Below are 23025 nucleotides of genomic sequence, written 5' to 3'. Positions count from 1 at the left end.
CCATCGATGCGTCGCTATGGCACACTATAGCGGCCGCGATCACTCGGAGCTGGCAAAGACCGGCTTCTTCCTCGGGCTCGCCCTGTTCGTCGTCGGGACGGGTAGCGAACTCGTCGGCCACGCGATGTTCGGGTCGCTTCCCCAGTGGGAGAACACGCTGTTTTTCGCCCTGACGATGATCGGCTTCGCGATCGGCTTTGCCTCGCCGTTCGTGTTCGGTATCGTCATGCCGCTCGTCGAGTAACGCGGATACCGACTCGGTGGTTTTGTAACGGCTCCTGCCTCAGTGTCGACCATGCAAACACACATCGTCCCGGTCGGCTTCGATTACGACCGGCTGATCGCGCCACTGGTGCGCGATCAGATCGACGTCGACAGCGTCATTTTGCTCGAGGGAGCCGTCGGCAGCGAGGCCAACGTCGAATACTCCCGGCATCTCTCGAAGAAACTCGAGACGGACTTCCGGAACCTGCTGGGGGCCGAAACGGAGCGGTTCGTCTTAGAGGACGTCTACGACTACGACGAAGCCTTCGAGCAGGCCTACGAGCTCATCACCGCCGAACTCGACGCCGGCAACGAGGTCTGGGTCAACGTCGCCGCGATGCCCCGGACTGTCAGCTTCGCCTTCGCCAACGCCGCCCACTCGCTGATGGTCGAACGCGAGGAAGACCGCGAGGGCATCCATACCTACTACACTGCCCCGGAGAAGTACTTAGAGACCGAACTCGCCGAGGAACTGCGCGAACAGATCGCCTTGCTCGAGGACCTTCGAGAAGACAACGACGGGATCGAAGACGATCGGATCGGGAGCCGCCTCGAGAGCGCACGCGACCTGCTCGCCGAGTTCGACGAGCGCGGGACGACCATTGGGGCAAAGGAAATCGACGGCAAGCATATCGTCGAGTTACCGGTTGCATCATTCTCTAACGTCAAGCCGTTCGAGGAACTGATCCTGTACAAACTCGGCGAGGGCGGCGAGTTCGACTCCGTCTCCGAACTCGCCGAATCGCTGGCCCGCGAACTCAACGAGGAATACACTGACAGTTTCCGGTCGAAGGTCATCTACAACGTCGACCGGCTGGGCCCCGGCGGCAAAGGGTACATCGAGCGCGAGGAACACGGGAAGTCCTACCGAACGCGACTCTCTCGAATCGGCGAGTTATGGGTGCGAGCCCATTCCGACGGCGACGCCTGAGACGGCTTCCTGTCGCTGGGTACCGGTGGGATCGTAGGACGGTCGCGGGTCGCAGGTGCACCGACGCTGACTGACAGTAGACCGTATGACGGTCAAACGGACCGCACCAGCGTCGTGGTGTGAGTCGGCCGCCCTACTCGCTGGTGTGGTCGTCCCAGTCAGTAAAGCAATCCTCGGGCTGGACGTCTCGGATCGCTTCCTCTCCTTCAGCCGGGATATGTTGGAAACAGCGCGGTTCGTTCTCCGACGTGGCGATCCACGCCGCCTCGTTTCCGCAGACGGCACATTTTGGAGCGCCGCTGACACGGAGTGCATACCACCAGCGCCACGCATCGAATCTGTTGCGGAGACGCGCCCGCAGCCGTGCGAGGGCGCTCACGGTCGATCGGCCCCCTCGAGAGGGTTGCCATCGGTACTCATACGCGTTCCTAGAGTCTGGACGATACTTTTGCGCTCTGCTCTCGAGGTCGATGTCTCGCCACTCCGTGGAAGCTATAGTAACAACTGAAACGATTTACACACCGATCGCACAGCCGTCGTGCGATCGGGTGTGCATTGATTTTCAGTGGCTACTATAGTGGCAGTTAGCACGGACGGATCCAGACACGCTCGAGCACCGGCCGACGAAACACCTAACACCGTTCCCGGAGCAAGGGATACGTATGATGCAGTGCGTCGCGGCGACCGTCCAACCGTTTGACGGGCCGCGTGGCACCGTTTTTGTATCAGGGCGGACGTAACGATTTACGGGAGTTCGACCGAACGCGTGGTCGAACTCTTTTAATGACTTACGTCCGCCCTGATAGGGGCCCCGTAGCCCCGCATTCCCTACCCCGTTTCGACGGATGTATTGTCGCCGACCAGCATTCACCGAGCAACGACTCATATGGACGAGCGCCAACCACAGTTCCCGACGACGTACCGACGACGCCCACAGCGGGCGGTGAAAGCATGAGCATGGACGCGGCCGAACAGGACGAGCCGAGCCTCGAGGGTGGCTACGACCCCGAAACCGTCGAATCGCGCTGGCAACAGCGCTGGATCGACGCGGACGTCTACGCCTACGATGGCGACGAAAAGCAGGACCCGAACACGGTGTATGCAATCGATACGCCGCCGCCGACGGTCTCGGGGAGCCTGCACATGGGCCACCTCTATGGGTCGACCTTGCAGGACTTCGCCGCCCGGTTCCAGCGNGCCCGCTCAGAGATGTGTATAAGAGACAGCGGCTGACCGAGAAGGAACTGGACATTCGCCACCAGGACTACGAGCGCCGGGAATTCCAGAACCTCTGTCGAGAGGTCTGTCAGGATTACGAGGCCGAGTTCACCGAGAAGATGCAGGCGCTCGGGACCTCGATCGACTGGAACAACACCTACAAGACGATCGAACCGCGCGTCCAGCGGGTCTCGCAACTTTCCTTCCTCGACCTCTACGAGAAGGGCCGCGAGTACCGCAAGAAAGCGCCCGCGATCTGGTGTCCGGACTGTGAAACCGCCATCTCGCAGGTCGAGATGGAAGACGACGAACGCGGCTCACACTTCAACGACATCGCGTTCGAACTCGCCGGCGACGACGCGCCGCGTGACGAGTTCATCATCTCGACGACGCGCCCGGAACTCATTCCAGCGTGTGTCTCCGTGTTCGTCCATCCCGACGACGAGGACAATGAAGACCTCGTCGGCGAGACTGCGCGTGTCCCGATCTTCGGCCACGAAGTGCCGATCATCGAAGACGAGCGCGTCGACATGGAGAAAGGCAGCGGCGTCGTGATGTGCTGTACCTTCGGCGACCAGAAGGACATCGAGTGGTACCAGGCCCACGATCTCCCGCTGCGTGTGGCGATCGACGAGTCCGCGACGATGACCGACCTCGCGGGCGACTACGAAGGGATGTCCACCGAGGAGGCCCGCGAGGCCATCGTCGAGGACTTAGACGACGAGGGCTACCTGCGCGATCGTCGGTCGATCACCCACGCGGTGCAGGTCCACGAACGGTGTGACACGCCCGTCGAGTTCCGCGTCTCCAAGCAGTGGTACGTCGAGATCTTAGATCACAAAGACGAGTACCTCGAGGCCGGCCAGGAGATGGACTGGTACCCCGAGAAGATGTTCACCCGCTACCAGCACTGGATCGAGGGCCTCGAGTGGGACTGGCTGATCTCCCGCCAGCGCGACTCGGGCATCCCGTTCCCGGTCTGGTACTGTGAAGACTGCGACCACCCGGTGATGGCCGAGCGCGAAGAGTTGCCGGTTGACCCGCTCTCGGACGACCCGCCCGTCGACGCGTGTCCGGAGTGTGGCCACGACGCGTTCGACCCCGAAGAGGACGTCTTCGACACGTGGGCGACCTCCTCGCTGACCCCGCTGATCAACGCCGGCTGGGACTGGGATGCAGAGGCAGAGGAGTTCACGATGGACAACCCTGAGCTCTACCCGTTCGATCTGCGCCCGCAGGGTCACGACATCATTTCCTTTTGGCTGTTCCACACCATCGTCAAGTGCTACGAACACACCGGCGAAGTGCCGTTCGACGCGACGATGATCAACGGCCACGTTCTGGACGAAAACCGCGAGAAAATGTCCAAGTCGCGTGGGAACGTCGTCGAGCCCGACGAGGTGCTCGCGGAGTACCCCGTCGATGCCGTTCGCTTCTGGGCGGCCAGTGCCGCCGTCGGCGACGACTTCCCGTATCAGGAGAAAGACCTGACGGCAGGCGAAAAGCTCCTGCGGAAGCTCTGGAACGCCTCGAAACTCGTCGACACGCTCGCCCCCGCCGATCCCGCCGAGCCCGCCGAGCTCGAGGCGATCGACCGCTGGCTACTCGCGGAACTCGACGATGCCATTGCGGATCTGACGGCCCATCTCGAGGCCTACGAGTTCGCGAAGGCCCGCGATCGCCTGCGGACGTTCTTCTGGAACACCTTCTGTGACGACTACTTAGAGATCGCCAAGACCCGCGAGGACAACCCCTCGACGCAGTACGCACTGCGGACCGCCCACCGAACATTCCTCGAGCTGTGGGCTCCGTTCCTGCCCCACGTGACCGAGGAAATCTGGCAGGCGGTCTACGTGGCCGACGACGCGGCCCTCGAGACGAGCAGCATCCACGTCCGCGACTGGCCCGAACCGCAGGGTCACGAGGCCGACTTAGCGGCCGGCGAAACCGCCATGGAGGTCATCTCGGCGCTGCGACGCTACAAGAGCGAGAACCAGTTGCCGTTGAACGCCGACCTCGAGTCGGTGTCGGTCTACGGCCCCGTCGACGGCTTCGAGGACGCGATCCAGCACGTGATGCATGTCCAGGACCTCACCGTGCTCGAAGAGCAACCGGAGATCACGACCGATGTCGCCGAAATCGACCTCGATTACTCGACGCTCGGGCCGAAGTTCGGCTCGAAAGTCGGCGAGATCGACGCCGGCATCGAAAGCGGCGACTACGAGATCGACGATGACGAAAACGTCCTGCGCGTCGCCGGCGAGGAACTCGAGGACGATCTCTTCGAGGTCGAACTCGAGCGGACCTACTCCGGCGAGGGCGAGATGATCGAGACCGAGTCGGCGGTCGTCATCCTCGCGTAAGCAGTCGGTCGCCGTCGCTAGAAGACGAGTCCGAATTCACGCAGGGCTCGTTTTTGGACATTCGTTTCCTGCCACCAGATTCCCAGTGCATACTGTGTCGTCAGCAGAAAGGCTATAACGATATCGGGCAATCTCGAGGTGTGCTCTGCTGAAGTCGCTGAGCGCCGATCGGTCGGCCGCGCCGCGTAAGCCGAGTACAGAGCACCATGAAGACAGATACCTCGAATGCGAAACGTACGGCTGCCGACGACCGTCTCTCTTCGAATACCATCTTCGAGCTGTTGTGCGATGACCACCGCCGGTATGCGTTGTCCTACCTCTCCCGGAGAGTGGGAGCAGTCCGTCTCGAGGAACTCATCGACCGGCTTGCCCACCGTGACGGCGAGCCGACGCCCGAACGGATCGAGCAGCTCACGGTCGAATTCCACCACAACCACCTCCAAAAATTCCTCGATGCGGAGGTACTGCAGTACGATACCGAAGCCGGGACGGTCGAGCGGCGGGCCGCGGCCAGTTCGCTGGATCCGTACCTCGAGCTTGCGTCGGTCAATGACCTGTCGCTGGCGGAGTGACTGCAGTTCGGAGCCAGCGGCTACGATCGGCCTCGGGCCGCCTCGCACTTTTTGACCCGGATCGTGAGTGCGAGAAACAGCGCGAGCAACACGAACGAGACCTCGCCCGCGGCGACGACGCCCAGCGCGTCAGCCTCGAGGAACATGGGCGCGTCCCGTGCGACCGGGATGATCGTGTGGTGGGGCTCACCGACGACGGGGACGAAGTAGTCGACGAGGAGGTTGCTCCAGTACCAGATAGCGGCGACGGCGACAGCCCACACCGGGAACTCCGAGATTCGGTAGAGCACCAGCGCCTGGACGACCATCGCGAGGTGGCTCCAGAAGAGGAAGTTGTACATCAGCGGGGAGAGATACGTGTAGGACTCGGCGAACGCGAGCAGCGTATAGGGAGTCCACAGACCGAGCACGATATTGCCGAAAAACGCCAGCGCGGTAAGCCACGGCTGCTCGCGGCCCAGCTTCCAGCACGCGAGCGCCAGCGCCACGAACAGCGTCGCGAGCGGGCTGTCGGGCACCCACGGCCACAGCACGGCCGTCGTCTCGGCGAACTGCCCCGAGTAGTACCAGAACCCAAACGCCGTCCCCACGAGGTTGATCGCAACCACGAGCCACGCAAATCGCAGCCCCAGATCCTCGAGCCGTGTCGGCAATGGCGTGAGATACGCCGGCAGCGATTCGCCGTCGGCGCGGTCGCGGTCGGAGAGTTGGCCACTCGAGGTCGAGGAAGTCATCGTCCGGCGCGACGGACGGAACCTGCAAAACAGTAGCGGTTATCGCTGCCCGCGGCCGTGATCCCCTCCCTCTACGAGCGGCCACCTCGTACCGTCGGCTATGACCACGGCCGACCACCGGTCTCGAACACGGCTGTCGACCGGCCACGAGGTATCGCTCCCACTCGAGGTATCGCTTACGGTGGGTGGCGTCGTCGTTCCTGCTCGCCGGAGTCGACTCGAGGCGGTCCTGCCGGACCCCCTCTCGTCGCTTGCGATTGCACCCGGCGTGGGCTGTGTCGCACTCGTCGCGATTCAGTACCACCGCGTCGGCGGCGACGGCCGGGACACAACGGGACTCGAGCCCTACGACGAGTTCGCAGTCATCATCCTGGCAGTGCATGGGAGTCGAACGAACACCCTCATCGCACAGCTCGCAGGCGGCGAGATCGGTGGCTACGTCCACTGGCTCCCGGTGACGACCGAACCTGCGGTCGCGCTCGGGCGCGAGCTCTGGGGCTATCCCAAGGAACGCACCGACGTGATGGTGACTGACGGGCCGAACGGGGTCCGTGCGGTCGTCTCCGGTGGGCGGTACGGTGACCGCGAGACCGTCCGGCTCGAGGTCGCCCGCCCGCGAATCAGCGCTCGAGCCCGCGACTGGACGCTGGCGAGTTACACGACGAAAGCGGGGGCACTCGTGTGGACACCGGTCCAGATTCAGGGCGAGGTGGCGATCGGGATCGGCCCGTCCGTCGGCACGCGACTCGAGGTTGCGCCGGCGCTGACACGAGAACTAGGGCTGTGGCAACGGCCAGTCGGTCGGCTCTATGGGTCCCGCGTTCGGGCACGCCTGCTCGAAGGGGAGTGTATAACCGAGTGATATGACCCGGGCATATATGAGTCACGATATCGGTGTTTTCGTCCGTTATGCAGCTGATTTCGGACACTGCGGACAAGCCGTCCCCAAAGAACACGCGTAAGTGCGGTGGCTCCTAACCGCGCAGTATGGCCGAGAACACCGATCTCGAGGAACTGCGACGCGGGACCGATCTCGTCAAGCGCGGGTTCGCCCGGATGCAGAAAGGCGGCGTCATCATGGACGTCGTCAACCCCGAACAGGCGCGCATCGCCGAAGAGGCCGGCGCAGTCGCTGTCATGGCGCTGGAAGCCGTCCCCGCCGACATCCGCAAGCGCGGCGGCGTCGCCCGGATGGCAGACCCGGCAGACGTCGAAGAAATCGTCGAGTCCGTCTCGATTCCCGTCATGGGCAAATCCCGGATCGGCCACACGAAGGAGGCCCAGATCCTGGAAGCCGTCGGCGTAGACATGATCGACGAGAGTGAGGTCCTCACGCCCGCTGACAATGCCTATCATATCGACAAGCGCGACTTCACCGCGCCGTTCGTCTGTGGCGCGCGTAACCTCGGCGAAGCCCTGCGCCGGATCGACGAGGGTGCAGCGATGATCCGCACCAAAGGCGAGGCTGGCACCGGCGACGTCAACCAGGCTGTCCACCACCAGCGAACGATCAAAGGCGCGATCCGAAAGCTCGAGGGGATGAGCCACGAGGAACGCGAGGCCTACGCTCGCGAGATCGAAGCGCCCGCGGAGCTGGTCCACGAGACCGCCGAGATGGGCCGACTCCCGGTCGTCAACTTCGCAGCGGGCGGCATCGCGACGCCGGCCGACGCCGCGCTCATGATGCACCACGAGTGCGACGGCATCTTCGTGGGCAGCGGCATCTTCGGCGCGGAGAACCCTCCGGAGATGGCCGAAGCGATCGTCGAAGCGACGAACAACTGGGACGACCCCGAGACGCTCGCAGAAATCTCGAAGAACCTTGGCAAGAGCATGAAAGGCGACGCGAACGTCGACCTCCCCGAAGAGGAGAAGCTGCAGGGACGGGGCGTCTGAGACGGACTCCTGTCAGTCAGTGCCGGCGTCTCCGCGACCCGTCCTGCGGAGACGCCGGTAAATCGTTACAGCAGCCGGTATGAAAACGGCGGCTCGTTCGAACGCGGTCACCGCTGTTTTTGCTCGAGTAGCGTGAAACCCAGTGTCGACCAGTAGCTCAGCGATACAGCCGCGCGCCCTCGCCGACGACGGTCTGGTAGGCACGGCTTTCGACACCAACTGCGTCGAAAGCGTCGACCATCGCTGCAGCGATCGCCCGCTGGTTTTGGTGATGACAGACCGCCAGTACGCCTGGCCCGGCACCGCTGACGGTTACACCGGTTGCGCCCGCCTCGAGGGCGGCCTCGCGAACCCGATCGTAGCCGTCGATGAGTTTGGTGCGTTCGGGCGTGACGATGTCGTCTAACATTCCCCGACCGACGAGGTCGGGATCGTCTTGTGTCATTCCAACGGTGAGCGTGGCGGCGTTGCCGACGGTGTCGACGACGTCCGCGAGCGAGGCCGAGTCGGGGACGACGCCGCGCGCGTCGCGCGTCGACACGGTGATATCGGGAAGGCAGGCGACGACGGGGACGGAGGCATCGACCTGTGTCACGCCGTCGTCGGTGACGACGGTGAAGCCGCCGAGCAGTGCCGGCGCGACGTTGTCCGCGTGTGCCTCGCCGGAGACGAGCGCTTCGCCTTCGGCGGCGATGGGAACGAGTTCCTCCCGCGAGCAGCCGCGGTCGTAGAGGGCATTGAGCGCGACGGCGGCGGCAGCCGCGCTCGCGGCTGACGAGCCAAGCCCCGAGGAGGGTCGGACGCCTTTGTCGATTCGGATGCGTGCCGGGGCATCGAGGGCCTCGGCGACCGCACCAACGGTGTTCTTGGCAGGATCTTCCGGGATGTACTCGCTGCCGGCTCCCGTAACCGTAATCGTCGTTTCCGGGGCGCGCTCGACCCGAATCACGTCGGCGGGCGTCCCGAGAGCGATACCGAAGACATCGAAGCCACTCCCGAGGTTCGCACTCGTCGCCGGTGCCCGCACGGTGAGCATGCCGATTCCTTTCAAGACGGCAGTCAAAAAGGTAGCGAACGAAGACGACGCGCAGTGTCAACTCGCCAGCACCGCGAGACCGTATCGGCCACCGATAGCGATCTACGGTCTGTCTGCTCACGATCAATACCGCCTCGAGCCCGGTATTCGATTCGTCGCCAGCGAGTGGGGCTCGCGTGGGAGCAGTGAGAAAACAGCAGTGTGGAGTCGTGGACGGCGGAGAGCTGTCAGTCAGTGCCGCCATGGCCGCCGGACGGCTTGCCGTCGCGCCGGCAACCCGCGACAGCAAGGCGTCTCAGCGACCGGCGATCGACTCGATTACTCGTCGTCGGTCGTCCCGAACGTGAACACGTCGTCGCTTTCTGTGGTGTCGTCCGCGTCGTCATCCGACGCGTCGTCGTTGTCGAGGACATCGTCATCGTGGTCCTCGCCGTCTTCGTCGTCTGTCTCCTCACCGATTGGTTCAAGCGGTTGTGCGGTTCCATCGTCGCCACCACCCGACTCGTCATCGACTGGTCCGAGCGGCTGGGCAGTTGCGTCGTCGGTATCCGACTCGTCGAACTCGTCATCGGCCGGCCCGAGCGGCTGGGCAGTTGCGTCGTCGGTACCATCCTCAGCCGTCGATTCGAACGCGTCGTCCGTGTCGTCGCTGTCGGCGTCGAGTTCAGCCAGCGGGTCAGCGTCGTCCGCAAGTGGGTCTGCCGCGTCGTCACCAGCGGTGTCGGCATCACCAACCGACTCGAGGGCACCGTCGTCAGTATCGTAGCTCTCGTCCGATTCGATGCCGAGGATCTCGTCGGCATCCAACTCGTCGGCGTCGTCTGCGGGCCCCATCTCGAGTGCGTCCTCGGAGCTCGCCTCGTCCGTGGTATCAGCAGCTGGCATGTTCTCGAGCGCGTCCGTCGCCGACGCGTCGGTGGCTTCGAGGGTGATGCCACCGGTCTGGTCGTCGAGTCCCATCTCGTCGGCGTCGAACGACGCGTCGGACACCGATAGCTCCGCGTCGACGTCGAACGTCGACTCGAAGTCGACCTCGTCGGTGTCGATGTCGGTGTCGAACTTATCGAGTGCCTCGGAGAGCTGTGCGGCCTGCTCGGAGAGACTCGAGGCGGATTCCGTGACCTCAGTGAGTGCAGTGGTCTGCTGTTCGGCCGCGGCAGCGACGTTCTCGGCTTCCGCGGTGGTCTCCTCGGAGATCGTCGCCGCGTTGTCGACCATCGCGACGACCTCCTGGGTCGAGGCTGCCTGCTCTTCGGTGGCTGCGGAGATTTCCTGGACACCGATGTTGGTCTCCTGGGCGAGGTCAGCGATCTCCTCGAGCGCTTCGACGGCGTCCTGGACCTGTTCGGTTGCGTCTTCGATGTCCGCACTTGTGCCCTCGACTTCGGCGGCGGACTGTTCGGTGCGTTCGCGGATCGCCTCGAGGCGGTCCTCGGCCTCGTCGGCCGCCTGTGCGACGTCCTCGGAGAGGGCCTTGACTTCCTTTGCGACGACGGAGAACCCTTCGTCGTCGCTGCCGCTTGCGGATCGGGAGGCCTCGATGTTGGCGTTCAGCGCCAGCATGTTCGTCTGGCGAGCGATCTCCGAGATCGTGTTGATCAGCTCGTCGATCTGCTGGACCTCTTCTTCGAGGCGGCGCATCTCGGCGACGGCGTCGCCGGCCTCGGTTTCGATCTCGTCCATGGCGGTGATCGCCGTCTGAGCGGCTTCCTTCCCTTCCTGTCCGGTGTTGACGGTCCGTTCGGCGATGTCGGCCACCTCGTTCGAGGAGGCGGCGATCTCCTCGGTCGTCGTCGAGAGGCCGCTCATCTCCTGATTGACCGACTGCAGCGACTCGTTCTGGCGGTCCGCGCCATCCGAAATCTCCTGGACCGAGCCGGTGACCTGCTGGGATGCAGAGCGGACTTCCTCGCTCGAGGCGGTCACCTGCTCGGAGGCGGTCGCGACGTCGGTCGCGAACCGGCTGAGCTCGGCGATGGTCAGCTCGATCTCGTCGAGCATCTCGTTGATGTCCTCGCCGATCTGTTGCATCTGCTCGCTGTCGCTTTCGACCGTCGCGCGGGCGGTGAGATCACCGTCGGCAGCCTTGCCCATGACCGTCGAGTACTCGGTGGCCTTGTCCTCGAGGTGGCTGTTGATCTCCTCGGCGCGTTTGCGCTCGCGTTCCGCCTCCTCGCGTGCGGCTTCGGCTTCCTCGGTCTGCTCGCGTAGTGCGTCGCGCATCGAATCGAAGCCATCGTAGAGGCGGCCGATGTTGTCGATCCGGTTGGTCTCGAGGTCGACGTCGAGGTTGCCTTCTTCCATCTGGCTGGCCTTGTCGGCGAGTCGGCCAATCGAGACGGCCGTGTTCCGGCCGAGGACGGCACCGACCATGCCGATCAGGAGGACGGCGAGGATCGTCGCGTAGATCCCGTATTCGTTGATCGTGGTGACGAACCCGAACGCCTGGCTGGCGGGTTCGTGGGTCACGACGACCCAGTCGGTCCCGACGACAGGGGCCGAACTGGTGACGTACTCGTCGTCCGTGAAGTCGTAGGCGTCGGTCTCGAAGGTCAGTGACGAGCTGTCGACCCGTTGGGTCGTCGCTCCCTCGGTCCGTGCAGCGGTCAGCAGGCTGGTATCGCCACCGTATGCCTGCCCGAGCGTTTCGTGATTTTCGCCGTATCCCTTGTCGTCGAGCATCACCTCGTTGTCGCCGTTGAGGACCATCGTCGTGGTTCCGTCGTCGCTCTCGAGGTCGTTCGCGTACGCCTCGAGGTCAGCGGTGTAGATGATCGCCCGGTCTTCGTTTGCAGCCGAGCGCTGGACGTAGGTGATGACGGTTCGGTTCTGGCCGGCCTCGCTCTCGGCGAGGGAGGCATCCGACACCCACGGAACGGTCTGGGTCGCGTTCGCATACGCGCTTTCGGGGACGTTCTCGAGGTCGGCCGTCGACGCACCGCGGAACGCGTCGGTGGTGCTTGCGGTGACCGTCCCGTCGTTTAGATCGACGTACGAGATGTCGAACGCGTCGTTGTCGAGATGTTCCTCCCAGTCGAGGAACTGCTGTTCGATCGCTGCGGGATCGTCACTGGCAACGACGTTCGATCTGGCGATCATCTCGACCGTGTGTTCGTTCTGCGAGTTCCACATCTGCAGGCTCTGGGCTTCCTGCTCGGTAGCGGACGAGTGGTCGGTCTCGACCTGATCTTCCATCTGGTTCGTGATCTCTGCGGTGGCGGCGTACCCGACCAATCCGACGGACAATATGAGTATCAGTAACGCGATCCCGAACTTGACCGCGTACCTGCGTCGGATGGCCGCCGGCACTAGCCGTCGAGCGAAATCCATAGATAAGAGATGCGTTCTTTCGTCGGTACATAAATTATAATCCGCTGTTATCGGAGGTGATAATCGGCCACAAGAGACGAACGACGGTACGTAACGCAGTTTAGTGCATCAATTTCCAGAAAACTATGCTGTGGCAACGTATCTGGTGCGATCGGACGCCGTTCTCGGCCAAACGTTCAAAATAGCTGGCGTTTACGGATCGTCTCGTCTTCAGATCACCGTCGACGAACGCACCGACGACGGCGGAATCCGCGGCCGTGCGGTCGAACTGGCCGTCGTTTTGTCCGGCAGTATGAGCGCCTGCTGCGGACCGTTTTCTCGGATATCGGAGTCCGTCGCCGGTGAAACCGGCAGGATCAGTCGTCCGCGTTCGCCTCGAGCGTTCCATCCCCAGTCACGAACCGATCGCCACTGACCAGCAACGCGCCCGCAAGCAGGCCGCCGATCCCCGCGAACGCGGCGATCATTGCGAAAAACGCCGTCTGCGAGAGTTGGCCGAGGACGACGCCGCCGAGTGCGATGCTCACCGAGCCGACGCCGAACTCGGCGAGGTAGGTGTAGCCATAAGAGAGCCCGCGGGCATCCGGCGGCGTATAGAGCGCGACCGCGTTCTGGTAGAACGGCTGAATTGCAAACAGGAAAAAACCCAGCACGCCACAGAGGACGACGATCGGGACGAGCCCGACACCCGTCGCCGTCACCGGAACGAACGCGAGCCCGAGCGCTGCGAGGACGACGAAGATACCCGTAAGTCCTCGAGCCGGCGTCACGCGGCTGGTCAACTTTCCGCCGGCGTACTGGCCCGCCATGCCGACGACCAGCAGGCCGACGTAGATGTAGTCGGCTGGTTCGATCCCCTCGAGGCCGGCAGGTAGCGCGAGCCCGTCCATCGCCGACAGGCCGTGGAGGATCTCGGGCAGGTAGGTCAGCGTGCCACGGTAGTACAGTCCCTCGAACGTGACGAGGACGAAGACGATGGCGAAGGCGCTTGCAAACAGCGTGCGCGTATTCCCGACGATCTCCGACAGCGACAGCGCTTCGTCGGGGCCTGCGTTGGCGTCGTCCGCAACCGCTGCGGTCGGATCGAACTCCGCGCTGAGGCCGTAGCCGATCGCGAGGATACCCGGGACGGTGAGGACTGCGGCGACGACGGACCACTCGAGGAAGATCAACAGCGTCGCGGCGACGAACGGACCGAGCGCGATGCCGGCGTTGCCGGCGATCCCGTGCCAGGCGAAGACGGTGCCCCGATCCTCGACGCCGGTGCTGATGAGCGCGAGGCCAGCAGGGTGATAGACGCTTGCGGCGACCCCCCACAGGATCAGGCCGGCCGCGATGGCATAGATCGAATTCGCGGCGGCGAGGACGAGAAAGGACAGACTCATGCCGGCGAGACAGACCAAGACGAGTCGCTTGGTACCATACCGGTCGGCGAGGATCCCGCCGGGCAGTGCCCCGAGGCCAAACGGCGCGTAGCCAAGCGCGACGACGATCCCGAACAACGCGACGCCGACGTCGAACTCGGTCAGCCAGACGACCAAAAAGATCGGGATCGAGGTCTCGAACCAGTGGACCAGCGCATGGCCCGCCATGGTAAAGCCCGCGATCGCCCGATCGTTCGCGTTCAGGGGCATGAATCGTTGCTCGACATCGAGTCTCTGCGCACTTAGCGGCTTGGAAACCGGCGGGGCCCGGACGGACGGGCGACAGAAATATCCGACTGGGTTCAGCTGTCTTCGTGCTTCTCGACGACCTCCGAAACATCGACGTCTTCGGGTTCGTCCTGTCCGCCGACGACGAGGTCGCCGTCGGCAGTTTTGACGTACACGTCGTCAGCGAAGCCACCTTCGGCGTGGGGATGCTCGGGGTCCTCGAGTCGCTCCGGCGTCGAGGGTGCCTCGGGGACGCCTTCTGGCGGGGCGAACTGACCGAGGGGCTCGTCGATCGTGATGTCCCAGCGGTCGAAGAACTCGCGGTAGCGGTCGTAGTGGGCCTCGAGTTCGTCGGCGGGGAACTCCATCATCTCGGTCCAGCCGTGGTTGTAGAAGTCGAAGTTGGCCTGAATGTGGGTGATCTCGCGGGCTTCAGCTTCGGAGTAGCCGTCCTGCAGCGCGCGCAGGTAGGTATCCATCGTCGCATCGAAGAACCCATCGAGGTGGTCCCGTCGGTCCTCTGCGTGGGCGGGGTCGGCTTTCCCAGTAAAGATTCTGGTGTGGAGTTTGACCAGCCCCGCGTTGGCGACCGAGCGGACGCCCGGCGTCTCGAGGGCCTTCTGGTAGGCGAAGTGTTTCGCGTTCTGGCGGAGCTTCATGTCCGGGGCTTATGCACACCTCCTAAAGAACAGTTCGGACAACATTGTTAGGGGGTGCAGTCTCGCAACGAGGGACGATCGGTGCGCCTGAAACGGACGGAGCGGGGGATCGAAACGAACCCGTACATTCTCGAGGAATGGTGCCTGAAAGTTGATGATGGATACAAACTGTCAGCCCTCTCGTGATTATCGTTACTATTGTTGTGTCTTCGGAAGGTGTCCGGCAAAATAGACGAGATAGCAATCCACTTTAACCCGGGTTACGAACGGTCTGGATATGACTCAGTACGTCATCATCGGTGACGGGATCTCGGGTAGTTCGGCTGCCGAGACCCTCCGGGAGGAAGACCCGGAGTCGGAGATTACCGTCATTACCGATGAGGGGGAGTCACTGTATAACCGGATTCTCATCAAGGAACACGCGAAAGGCAAGCTCCCCGAAGCGCCCATCTCGATCCACGACGAGGAGTGGTACGACGAACGTGATATCGACCTCTCGCTGAACACCTTCGTAACGAGCGTCGACACCGACGCGAAGGTCGTCAACACCCACGAGGGCGAGGAGATCCCCTACGACAAGCTGCTCGTCGCGACCGGCGGGACGCCGACACAGCTCCCCGTCGAGAACAGCGACGCCGACGGGATCCACCACTTCTGGACGTTCCAGGATGCGCGCGCGATCCGCGAACACGCCGAACAAGCCAACAAGGGCGTCATCGTCGGTGCTGGCCTGCTGGGCATCGACTTCGCGGCCGTCTGTGGCGCACAGGGGATCGAAGCCGACTACCTGATGCGTGGCGACCGCTGGTGGCGCTACGCGCTCTCGGGAGCGGGTGCCGAGATCATGCACGAGGGTATGCGCGAGGTCGGCGTCGAACCCGTCTTCGACAGCGGCGTCGATCACTTCGAGACCGACGACGACGGCCACGTCACCGCCGCCGTCGACCCCAACGGCGACCGCTACGAGTGTGACTTCGTCGGTGCTGCGATCGGTCTGGACTTCAACACCGAATACCTCGATGGGGCCGGCCTCGAGCAGGACAACGGCATCATCGTCGACGAGTACATGCAGACGAGCGTCGACGACATCTACGCGGCCGGTGACATCACCCGCTTCTACGACGTTCTGCTCGGCGAGCAGGCCCAGAACGGCTCGTGGGGCTCGGCCAAAGAACAGGGCCGGGTCGCTGCGGTCAACATGGCCGCCGACGAGGAAGCCGAACAGTTCGAGTGGGTGTCCTCCTACTCCATTACGCACTTCGACTTCCCGTTCCTCTCCTTTGGCCACCCGACGATTGGCGACGAACACGCCGAACGCAAGTACTCAGACACCGAGTGGCGACGCATCGCCTTCAAGGACGGCAAGGTCGTCGGCGGCGTCCTCATCGGCGATCTCTCGCCCCAGAGCCAGCTCAAACAGCTGATGCGCGAACAGCGCGAGGTCGCCGACCAGGCCGAGGTCCTCCTCGAGAAATCCGTCGATCTGGACGAGCTCGCACCGCCACAGGAACAGTAATCCGACACGGTACCGTTCGTCCCACGCGATCCGTTTTCTTTCGACTCCCTGCGTTATTGCGCGCTGTTGCAGACGGCTCCGACCATTTGCACGTGAGTGCGGAGCCTCGCCGCTAGCCGGCCGACACGCCCGCCAGCGACACCGCTCACCGGTCCACCAGCCGGAACTATTAAGTTGAAGTAATACATTTGGTAACAATGAACATGGCTGCCAGTGAACCCCGTCGCCGATCAGTACAACTCGACCGTGTCGACGTCCGACTCGAGCGTGTCGAATCGGTCGCACCGGATGCAACCGTTCGCCACGTCGACCAACTCGATTCGGACACGCTGGAGGCCGTGTACGCGGCTCTGTCGGCGGATCGATCCGTTCCAGCTGCGGGGACTGGACTCGAGCCCGGTGAGGTGATCGTTTTCACGGACTACTTCCGCGTCAAGCGCGCCTGAACGGCACTGGGAGACTGTGCGATGAGAGCGCCAGCGTGTCGGAGTGAGTGTGCGGTATCGAAGTCGTTTTCCCACGTGCGCGCGTTCGGTGGCACATGAACGGCGATAGCGACATGACGCTGGCGTTCGAACTCGAGGCGCTGAAGGCACTCGCCTCGCCCGAGCGCGTGTTCGAAGACGCCAGAGGCTGGACCGAGTACATCGGCGTCGTCTCGGAGAAGCCGACCTACGTCGTGACGAACTTCACGCGGAAGAACCGCGTCCGACAGGACTTCTTCTCCGGCCCCCGCGGGAAAGAAGAGAGCCTCGAGGGTGTCAAAGACCAGTTCGACACCGATCGGTACGTCTACATCGGTGCCAGCGAGGAAGACGAGGCACTCGCCGATGCGGTCGACTGGGAGTATCTCGCCGTCGAGGACGCCGCCGAAGCGGCCGACTGGATCCTGGCGACCCACGCCGACGAGGAGGGCGACGAGGACGAGCAAGTTCGCGACGACTGGCCCTGAGACGGACTAAGTTCCCCTGACTGCGATCGGAGTCCATCAACCGATCTGTCGATGTCGTCGCCCTTATCCCCTGTCCATCCGAAAAACGGGCAATGACACCACCCCGCGATCCAGGTTCCGACGGTAGCGACGACCTCGAGCTTCCCTGCGGGGAGACCGTCGACCCTCACGCGATCGATCTGGGTATGCGCGAGTATCACTGTCCCTGCGGTGACGTCCACGCCGTCGTGACCGACGTGCATCCGCCCTCGCGCTTTTTTCCGGAGTCGCTCGTGGCCATCCTCCAGGAGACGATCGATACCGACGACGAGTTCGAGGAGTTCGGCACGCCACACCTCATGGGCGTCGTCTTAGAGGAGTTCCCCGACCAGGTCGTCGTCCACGACGCGAGCGACGACGGAGCCGTCGGCTATACCCTGTTGTGGATCGCCGACTTCGATTCGCGGCGACTCCACGAGATCGTCGTCGAACTCGTCGTCGAACTCATGGAACACGCGATCAGCCACGCCGACGACGACGCCGCGATCACCGAGTTCGAGTCCCAGATGCTCGAGTTCGACGTTGCCGAGTTCGTCGATCAGTACCGACGGCAACGCGAGTTCGAGAGCGAGTACGACCAGCCGATCTGATCGGCTCGGAGCACGACGCGACGAGCGAGACCGGATTGTGTGCCGCCGCTGTTTCTCCGTGACGAGCCTCGATCGCCGCCCGACTACATGCGTGGGGTTCACACCCGATCGACAGAACCGGCCGCTGGTCGGACACTTGGTGCGTTTCGGGACTGGCGTCCCCTCGAGTTCGAATTTCGAAAAGCCGTTTCGAGATTCGTACTGTATCGTGGGGCTTATTACGATGTGCGAACTTCGATTCGACAAGACAAATGAGTACGGACACCGCCGTAGACGGCGAGACGGGAGACGGACGCACGATCCTGTTGATCGGGAGCGGCCCGATCCAGATCGGGCAGGCAGCCGAGTTCGACTACTCCGGTGCACAGGCCTGCCGGGCGCTTCAAGAGGAAGGTGCTCGCGTCGTGCTCGTCAACTCGAACCCTGCGACGATCATGACCGATCCGGAGATGGCCGACCGGGTCTACATCGAGCCGATCACGACCGACGCTATCGCGGAGATCATCCGTAAGGAAAACCCCGACGGCGTCATCGCCGGCCTCGGCGGCCAGACCGGGCTCAACGTTACCGCCGAGCTCGCCGAGGAAGGCGTCTTAGAGGAACACGACGTCGAGATCATGGGGACCCCGCTGGACACGATCTACGCGACGGAAGACCGCGACCTCTTCCGCCAGCGTATGGAGAAGATCGGCCAGCCGGTCCCCAAGTCGACTACGATCGAACTCGACGAGGACGAAGACGTCTCGGAACTGACCGAGGAGGACCTCGAGGAGCGCGTCCAGGACGCCGTCGACGAGGTCGGCGGCCTGCCGGTCATTTCCCGCACCACGTACACGCTGGGTGGCTCCGGTTCGGGCGTCGTCCACGAGTTCGACGAACTCCTCCGCCGCGTCCGCAAGGGACTGCGCCTCTCGCGCAACAGCGAGGTCCTCATCACCGAGTCGATCGCCGGCTGGGTCGAGTACGAGTACGAAGTGATGCGCGACGCCGACGACTCGTGTATCATCATCTGTAACATGGAGAACATCGACCCGATGGGCATCCACACTGGCGAGTCGACGGTCGTCACGCCATCCCAGATCGTCCCCGACGAGGGTCACCAGGAGATGCGTACCGCCGCGCTCGAGGTCATCCGCGAACTCGGCATTCAGGGTGGCTGTAATATCCAGTTCGCCTGGCACGACGACGGCACTCCAGGAGGAGAGTATAGGGTCGTCGAGGTCAACCCGCGCGTCTCGCGCTCGTCGGCGCTGGCCTCGAAGGCGACCGGCTACCCGATCGCCCGCGTGACCGCGAAGGTCGCACTCGGCAAGCGCCTCCACGAGATCGAAAACGAAATCACCGGCGAGACGACCGCAGCGTTCGAGCCCGCGATCGACTACGTCGTCACGAAGGTTCCGCGCTGGCCCAAAGACAAGTTCGACGACGTCGACTTCGAGCTGACGACGGCGATGAAGTCGACCGGCGAGGCGATGGCCATCGGCCGCACCTTCGAGGAGAGCCTCCTCAAGGCGCTTCGCTCCTCAGAATATGAACCCGATGTCGACTGGGACGAGGTAAGCGACGAGGAACTCGAGGAACACTACCTCGAGCGTCCGTCGCCGGATCGCCCGTACGCGATGTTCGAGGCCTTCGACCGCGGCTACACGGTCGACGAGATCGTCGACCTGACTGGCATCTTCGAGTGGTACACCGAGCGCTACGCGAACATCGCCGACTCGACAGTCGCCGCCCAGGAGGGCGATTTCACCGAAGCCGCGATCACTGGCCACACCAACGCCAGCATCGCTGCGGCTGCCGGCTCGGACGTCGAAACCGTCGAGACGGAAGTCCCCGGCCGCACCTACAAACAGGTCGACACCTGTGCGGGTGAGTTCAAAGCCGAGACGCCGTACTACTACTCCTCGCGCAAAAACGAGTTCGAGAAGGGCCCGCTCGTGGGTGAGGCGGCCTCGGGCGAACTCGAGGTCGACCGTGACATCGAGAGCGTGATCGTCGTCGGCGGCGGCCCGATCCGTATCGGACAGGGCGTCGAGTTCGACTACTGTTCGGTCCACGCGGTTCGTGCGCTGCGCGAACTCGGCATCGACGCCTACGTCGTCAACAACAACCCCGAAACCGTCTCGACGGACTACGACACCTCCGACGGGCTGTTCTTCGAGCCCATTACTGCAGAGGAGGTCGCCGACGTCGCCGAAGCCACCGGCGCTGACGGTGTGATGGTCCAGTTCGGCGGCCAGACGTCGGTCAATATCGGCGAGCCGCTCGAGGACGAACTCGAGCGCCGCGACCTCGACTGTGAGGTCATGGGGACCTCGGTCGAAGCGATGGACTTAGCCGAGGACCGCGACCGCTTTAACCTCCTGATGGAGGAGATGGGGATCGCCCAGCCCGACGGTGGCACCGCCTTCTCGAAGGAGGAGGCCCTCGAGCTGGCCCACGACATCGGCTACCCCGTCCTCGTGCGCCCCTCCTACGTGCTGGGTGGCCGCGCGATGGACGTCGTCTACAACGACGAGGAACTCGAGACCTACATCGAGGAAGCCGTCCGCGTCAGCCCCGAGAAACCGATCCTCGTCGACGACTTCCTCGAGAACGCAGTCGAACTCGACGTGGACGCGGTCTCGGACGGCCGCAACGTCATCATCGGCGGCATCATGGAACACGTCGAGACCGCTGGCGTCCACTCCGGCGACTCCGCGTGTATGATTCCGCCGCGCTCGCTCGACGAGGACACCTTAGAGCGCGTCCGCGAGGTCACCGAGGACATCGCCGAAGCCCTCAAAACGAAGGGGCTGCTGAACGTCCAGCTGGCCGTTCGCGACGGCGAGGTCTACGTCTTAGAGGCCAACCCGCGTTCCTCGCGTACCGTCCCGTTCGTCTCGAAGGCGACCGGTGTCCCGATCGCCAAACTCGCCGCGAAGGTCATGGCCGGCGAAACGCTCGAGAGCCTCGAGGTCGACGAGCAGATCCCCGAACACACGTCGATCAAAGAGGTCGTTCTTCCCTTCGACCGCCTGCCGGGCTCGGACCCGCGTCTCGGCCCAGAGATGAAGTCCACCGGCGAAGTCATGGGCACGGCGAGCGACTTCGGCACGGCCTACTGGAAGTCCCAGCAGGCGGCCGACAACGCCGTCAGCGAGGGGACTGCCGTGGTCGATCTCGACGTCGACGGCTTCGAGCAGTTCTTCGACGTCGCGGAGTTCGACGACGTGCCACAGGCGATCCGCGAAAACGAGGTCGACTTCATCGTCAGCCGCGACCGCGACAGCCTCGAGATGGCCGTCGAGGAGGAAATCCCCTACCTGTCGACGGTCGCCAGCGCCGAGGCCTACGTCGAAGCCCTCGAGCGCTTCGACGGCGACCTCGAGGTCGCTGCCGTGACCGACCGTCCGAAGAACGTCGCCGAGTGGGGCCGCTCGGAGTAAGCGCGTCGGCCCTCGAGCACCTGTTTTTCGACGCCGGTGTGGCGTTTGTGACGGAACTCGTTCTGGAGTCTGCTACTCGAAGTCGTACCAGTCGAAGCGCTCGACGGCGTAGAAATAGGAGATGACTGGCGCGACCAGCCCGCCGATGAGGACGGTGCAGGCACCGATCGTGATCGCGCGGGCAGAAATCGAGACCGACGGCAGCGGCGTCCACGCCGACATCGACGCGAGCAGCCCGGCGATCGACTCGGGGGCCTCGAGATACAACACGGCGGCGGCGACCGACGGCAGCGTGATCGCGAGCGTGTAGACGGCAAACGCCGTCTTGCTTGGCATCACCGCCTCTCGGTTGTTGGTGACGTTGACGCTGCCAAAGCGGGGAAACGCCGAGCCGATCCCGGTCGCGAGCGCCGGCGTCGCAATTGCCCCGGCGACGGTCGCGACAGTCAGGGCGGCGGTCTGCTCGAGCTCGAGCGGGCTTGCGATCCCGAATGCCAGCGAGACGACGAACGCGAGCGGGACGCCGACGAGCGCGCCGGCAAGCATCCGGCCGCGAATCGCCTGCCTGCCGGTCAGCGTCGACGTGACGACGGCAGGCAGAGCCGGCCCGAGGTCGCCCAGTGGATTGAGCGTAAAGAGGACGCCGGCAGCCCAGACGGCGTACAGACAGAAGAGGACGGCCAGAAACGCCGGTACCGTCCCGAGTTCGACGATCTGCTGGATGAACCCGAGCGCGCCCAACAGCGGGTAGCCGGCGTAGGCCAACCGGATCGGGGCGCGTTTCGTCCGGCGGATCGCCGTCACCGTCACGGTTCGAACCGGCCGCGAGACGCGCCCTGCGAGGAGCGCAGTGAGCCGATCGGACGACGATTCCTCGTCGATCGGGTCGTCGTCGGGACGAGCCGGATCCGCGAACCAGTGGCGGTCTGCGGCGGGGACGGCGGCCGCAAGGGCGACGCTTGCGAGACAGACGGTGCCGGCGATGGCCCCGGCGATCGCGGATAGTGAGGGCTCGAGGCCGGGGATTCCGATCACCAGCAGGTGCCCGGGCCAGCCCAGCGGGCTCGCCTGTAACGCGGTAAACAGCGTCCCCATGACCGCGTTGAGGCCGCCGGTCGCGATTGCGCCGAAGTAGGCGAGCCAGAACGCGGCAAACAGCAGCGTTCGATAGCGGGCGATCGGCTCGTAGACGGTGATCAGATGTCGCACCCAGATGCCAACGAGGAAGCCGACCGGAACGGCGGTGACGACGACCAGCGCAACCGAAAGCGTCGCGGTGACGACGGGAATCGGCGTTCCCGCACCGACCGCAAACGCGCCGGCGAAGAGCGCAGTGAGCGGCAGCACGACGACCGCGTAGCGCGCGACTTCGGCGGCGACGATGCCGACGACGGCGTTGCGAACTGCCGTCGACAACAAGAGGAACGCGGGCTCGTCGACGGCGGCGACTGCCGTGACGGTTCGCATAATCGTCATCACGGCCAGGAGCACCCACAACACCGCGATCCCGCCGGTCACGTACTCGAGGACCGTCGTGGCGGTGGCGGTCGTGAGCGAGGCGGTGACGGCCTGCTCGCCCAGCGTTGGCAAGAGGGACACACCGAGGACCGTGATCGGGCCGAGCGCGACCACTGCGACCAGGGCCATCAGGAGCAACTTCGTCCGATTGCCGACGATCGAGCGAACGGTCCGGCGGAAATCGAGATCCGCGACAGTCAGCGCAGCGTGTGTCATCACGAAACACCTCGCGTCGGTCGGCAGGAGGGGAGCAATTCCGGGCTCATAGTCGTGTTCGAGGTGTGCTGGCAGTAAACCCTTTGGATATCTGTCATTCGATCGTGGCGA

The 23025-nt window shown here is 63.9% G+C and carries 17 protein-coding genes and 1 pseudogene; 11 read left to right on the top strand and 7 right to left on the bottom strand.

The features are described from left to right. The first annotated feature begins 16 nt into the window (after positions 1-16). Together C476_RS06485 and C476_RS06480 are read left to right on the top strand one after the other, a co-directional pair. Positions 17-244, top strand: coding sequence for a DUF7860 family protein (locus C476_RS06485; protein WP_008011119.1), 228 nt, complete (start codon positions 17-19; stop codon positions 242-244). Between the two features lie 51 nt (positions 245-295). Further along, entirely contained in the window at positions 296-1195 is a 900-nt protein-coding gene (locus C476_RS06480; RefSeq protein WP_008011118.1) for an HFX_2341 family transcriptional regulator, read from the top strand. Between the two features lie 133 nt (positions 1196-1328). On the opposite strand, the gene C476_RS06475 is transcribed toward C476_RS06480, so the two are convergent. Next, positions 1329-1574 carry a hypothetical protein gene (locus tag C476_RS06475; protein WP_008011116.1) on the bottom strand — a complete coding sequence of 82 codons (246 nt, stop codon included), beginning with the start codon at positions 1572-1574 and terminating at the stop codon, positions 1329-1331. Positions 1575-2152: 578 nt separating this feature from the next. Here C476_RS06475 and C476_RS06470 point away from each other — a divergent pair. Both C476_RS06470 and C476_RS06465 read left to right on the top strand, forming a co-directional pair. Then, positions 2153-4776, top strand: a pseudogene (locus C476_RS06470) (valine--tRNA ligase). A gap of 206 nt (positions 4777-4982) precedes the next feature. Beyond that, entirely contained in the window at positions 4983-5348 is a 366-nt protein-coding gene (locus C476_RS06465) for a DUF7344 domain-containing protein (RefSeq protein ID WP_008011113.1), read from the top strand. Between the two features lie 20 nt (positions 5349-5368). Here C476_RS06465 and C476_RS06460 read toward each other — a convergent pair whose 3' ends face one another. After that, positions 5369-6082 (bottom strand): DUF1405 domain-containing protein, encoded by a 714-nt coding sequence (locus C476_RS06460; protein WP_008011112.1) that lies wholly within the window; start codon positions 6080-6082, stop codon positions 5369-5371. A gap of 100 nt (positions 6083-6182) precedes the next feature. Here C476_RS06460 and C476_RS06455 point away from each other — a divergent pair, with 100 nt between their 5' ends. Together C476_RS06455 and pdxS are read left to right on the top strand one after the other, a co-directional pair. After that, positions 6183-6944, top strand: coding sequence for an acetoacetate decarboxylase family protein (locus C476_RS06455; protein WP_008011110.1), 762 nt, complete (start codon positions 6183-6185; stop codon positions 6942-6944). A 125-nt stretch (positions 6945-7069) separates the two neighbouring features. Further along, a complete protein-coding gene (gene pdxS, locus C476_RS06450) occupies positions 7070-7978 on the top strand; it encodes a pyridoxal 5'-phosphate synthase lyase subunit PdxS (protein ID WP_008011109.1) in 909 nt (302 codons plus the stop codon). Positions 7979-8135: 157 nt separating this feature from the next. Here pdxS and C476_RS06445 read toward each other — a convergent pair whose 3' ends face one another. The 4 genes from C476_RS06445 to C476_RS06425 all read right to left on the bottom strand — a co-directional run bounded on the left by C476_RS06445 (position 8136) and on the right by C476_RS06425 (position 14655). Then, positions 8136-9014 carry a homoserine kinase gene (locus tag C476_RS06445; protein WP_008011107.1) on the bottom strand — a complete coding sequence of 293 codons (879 nt, stop codon included), beginning with the start codon at positions 9012-9014 and terminating at the stop codon, positions 8136-8138. A gap of 318 nt (positions 9015-9332) precedes the next feature. Then, positions 9333-12344, bottom strand: a complete 3012-nt coding sequence (locus C476_RS06440; RefSeq protein WP_008011103.1) for a methyl-accepting chemotaxis protein — start codon at positions 12342-12344, stop codon at positions 9333-9335. Between the two features lie 356 nt (positions 12345-12700). Beyond that, positions 12701-13978: an MFS transporter gene (locus C476_RS06430; protein WP_008011100.1), complete on the bottom strand. Its 1278-nt coding sequence runs from the start codon at positions 13976-13978 to the stop codon at positions 12701-12703. A gap of 92 nt (positions 13979-14070) precedes the next feature. After that, positions 14071-14655 carry a DUF6149 family protein gene (locus tag C476_RS06425; protein ID WP_008011098.1) on the bottom strand — a complete coding sequence of 195 codons (585 nt, stop codon included), beginning with the start codon at positions 14653-14655 and terminating at the stop codon, positions 14071-14073. A 277-nt stretch (positions 14656-14932) separates the two neighbouring features. Here C476_RS06425 and C476_RS06420 point away from each other — a divergent pair, with 277 nt between their 5' ends. The 5 genes from C476_RS06420 to carB all read left to right on the top strand — a co-directional run bounded on the left by C476_RS06420 (position 14933) and on the right by carB (position 21180). Continuing rightward, positions 14933-16171 carry an NAD(P)/FAD-dependent oxidoreductase gene (locus C476_RS06420; protein ID WP_008011096.1) on the top strand — a complete coding sequence of 413 codons (1239 nt, stop codon included), beginning with the start codon at positions 14933-14935 and terminating at the stop codon, positions 16169-16171. Between the two features lie 197 nt (positions 16172-16368). Beyond that, the gene (locus C476_RS06415; RefSeq protein WP_049911626.1) at positions 16369-16617 is read left to right on the top strand and encodes a hypothetical protein; all 249 of its coding nucleotides are present in this window, start codon (positions 16369-16371) and stop codon (positions 16615-16617) included. Between the two features lie 95 nt (positions 16618-16712). Then, on the top strand, positions 16713-17123 hold the full coding sequence (locus tag C476_RS06410) for a DUF7124 domain-containing protein (RefSeq protein WP_008011092.1): 411 nt from the start codon (positions 16713-16715) through the stop codon (positions 17121-17123). Positions 17124-17215: 92 nt separating this feature from the next. Next, a complete protein-coding gene (locus C476_RS06405; RefSeq protein ID WP_008011091.1) occupies positions 17216-17752 on the top strand; it encodes a DUF5815 family protein in 537 nt (178 codons plus the stop codon). Positions 17753-18003: 251 nt separating this feature from the next. Further along, the gene (carB, locus tag C476_RS06400) at positions 18004-21180 is read left to right on the top strand and encodes a carbamoyl-phosphate synthase large subunit (RefSeq protein WP_008011089.1); all 3177 of its coding nucleotides are present in this window, start codon (positions 18004-18006) and stop codon (positions 21178-21180) included. Positions 21181-21252: 72 nt separating this feature from the next. Here carB and C476_RS06395 read toward each other — a convergent pair whose 3' ends face one another. Next, positions 21253-22914: a hypothetical protein gene (locus C476_RS06395; protein ID WP_008011087.1), complete on the bottom strand. Its 1662-nt coding sequence runs from the start codon at positions 22912-22914 to the stop codon at positions 21253-21255. Positions 22915-23025: the final 111 nt, after the last annotated feature.

It is taken from the genome of Natrinema limicola JCM 13563, from assembly GCF_000337475.1.
Lineage (GTDB): Archaea > Halobacteriota > Halobacteria > Halobacteriales > Natrialbaceae > Natrinema > Natrinema limicola.
This window is presented reverse-complemented; position numbering and strand designations above follow the sequence as displayed.

What these genes read in the sequence shown, in the direction of transcription:
- C476_RS06425 (WP_008011098.1), bottom strand. Translation starts at nt 14,655, where the DNA reads ATGAAGCTCCGCCAGAACGCGAAACACTTCGCCTACCAGAAGGCCCTC.
- C476_RS06465 (WP_008011113.1), top strand. Translation starts at nt 4,983, where the DNA reads ATGAAGACAGATACCTCGAATGCGAAACGTACGGCTGCCGACGACCGT.
- C476_RS06395 (WP_008011087.1), bottom strand. Translation starts at nt 22,914, where the DNA reads ATGACACACGCTGCGCTGACTGTCGCGGATCTCGATTTCCGCCGGACC.
- C476_RS06430 (WP_008011100.1), bottom strand. Translation starts at nt 13,978, where the DNA reads ATGCCCCTGAACGCGAACGATCGGGCGATCGCGGGCTTTACCATGGCG.
- pdxS (WP_008011109.1), top strand. Translation starts at nt 7,070, where the DNA reads ATGGCCGAGAACACCGATCTCGAGGAACTGCGACGCGGGACCGATCTC.
- C476_RS06485 (WP_008011119.1), top strand. Translation starts at nt 17, where the DNA reads ATGGCACACTATAGCGGCCGCGATCACTCGGAGCTGGCAAAGACCGGC.
- C476_RS06420 (WP_008011096.1), top strand. Translation starts at nt 14,933, where the DNA reads ATGACTCAGTACGTCATCATCGGTGACGGGATCTCGGGTAGTTCGGCT.
- C476_RS06410 (WP_008011092.1), top strand. Translation starts at nt 16,713, where the DNA reads ATGAACGGCGATAGCGACATGACGCTGGCGTTCGAACTCGAGGCGCTG.
- C476_RS06440 (WP_008011103.1), bottom strand. Translation starts at nt 12,344, where the DNA reads ATGGATTTCGCTCGACGGCTAGTGCCGGCGGCCATCCGACGCAGGTAC.
- C476_RS06445 (WP_008011107.1), bottom strand. Translation starts at nt 9,014, where the DNA reads ATGCTCACCGTGCGGGCACCGGCGACGAGTGCGAACCTCGGGAGTGGC.
- C476_RS06405 (WP_008011091.1), top strand. Translation starts at nt 17,216, where the DNA reads ATGACACCACCCCGCGATCCAGGTTCCGACGGTAGCGACGACCTCGAG.
- C476_RS06455 (WP_008011110.1), top strand. Translation starts at nt 6,183, where the DNA reads ATGACCACGGCCGACCACCGGTCTCGAACACGGCTGTCGACCGGCCAC.
- C476_RS06460 (WP_008011112.1), bottom strand. Translation starts at nt 6,082, where the DNA reads ATGACTTCCTCGACCTCGAGTGGCCAACTCTCCGACCGCGACCGCGCC.
- carB (WP_008011089.1), top strand. Translation starts at nt 18,004, where the DNA reads ATGAGTACGGACACCGCCGTAGACGGCGAGACGGGAGACGGACGCACG.
- C476_RS06415 (WP_049911626.1), top strand. Translation starts at nt 16,369, where the DNA reads ATGAACATGGCTGCCAGTGAACCCCGTCGCCGATCAGTACAACTCGAC.
- C476_RS06480 (WP_008011118.1), top strand. Translation starts at nt 296, where the DNA reads ATGCAAACACACATCGTCCCGGTCGGCTTCGATTACGACCGGCTGATC.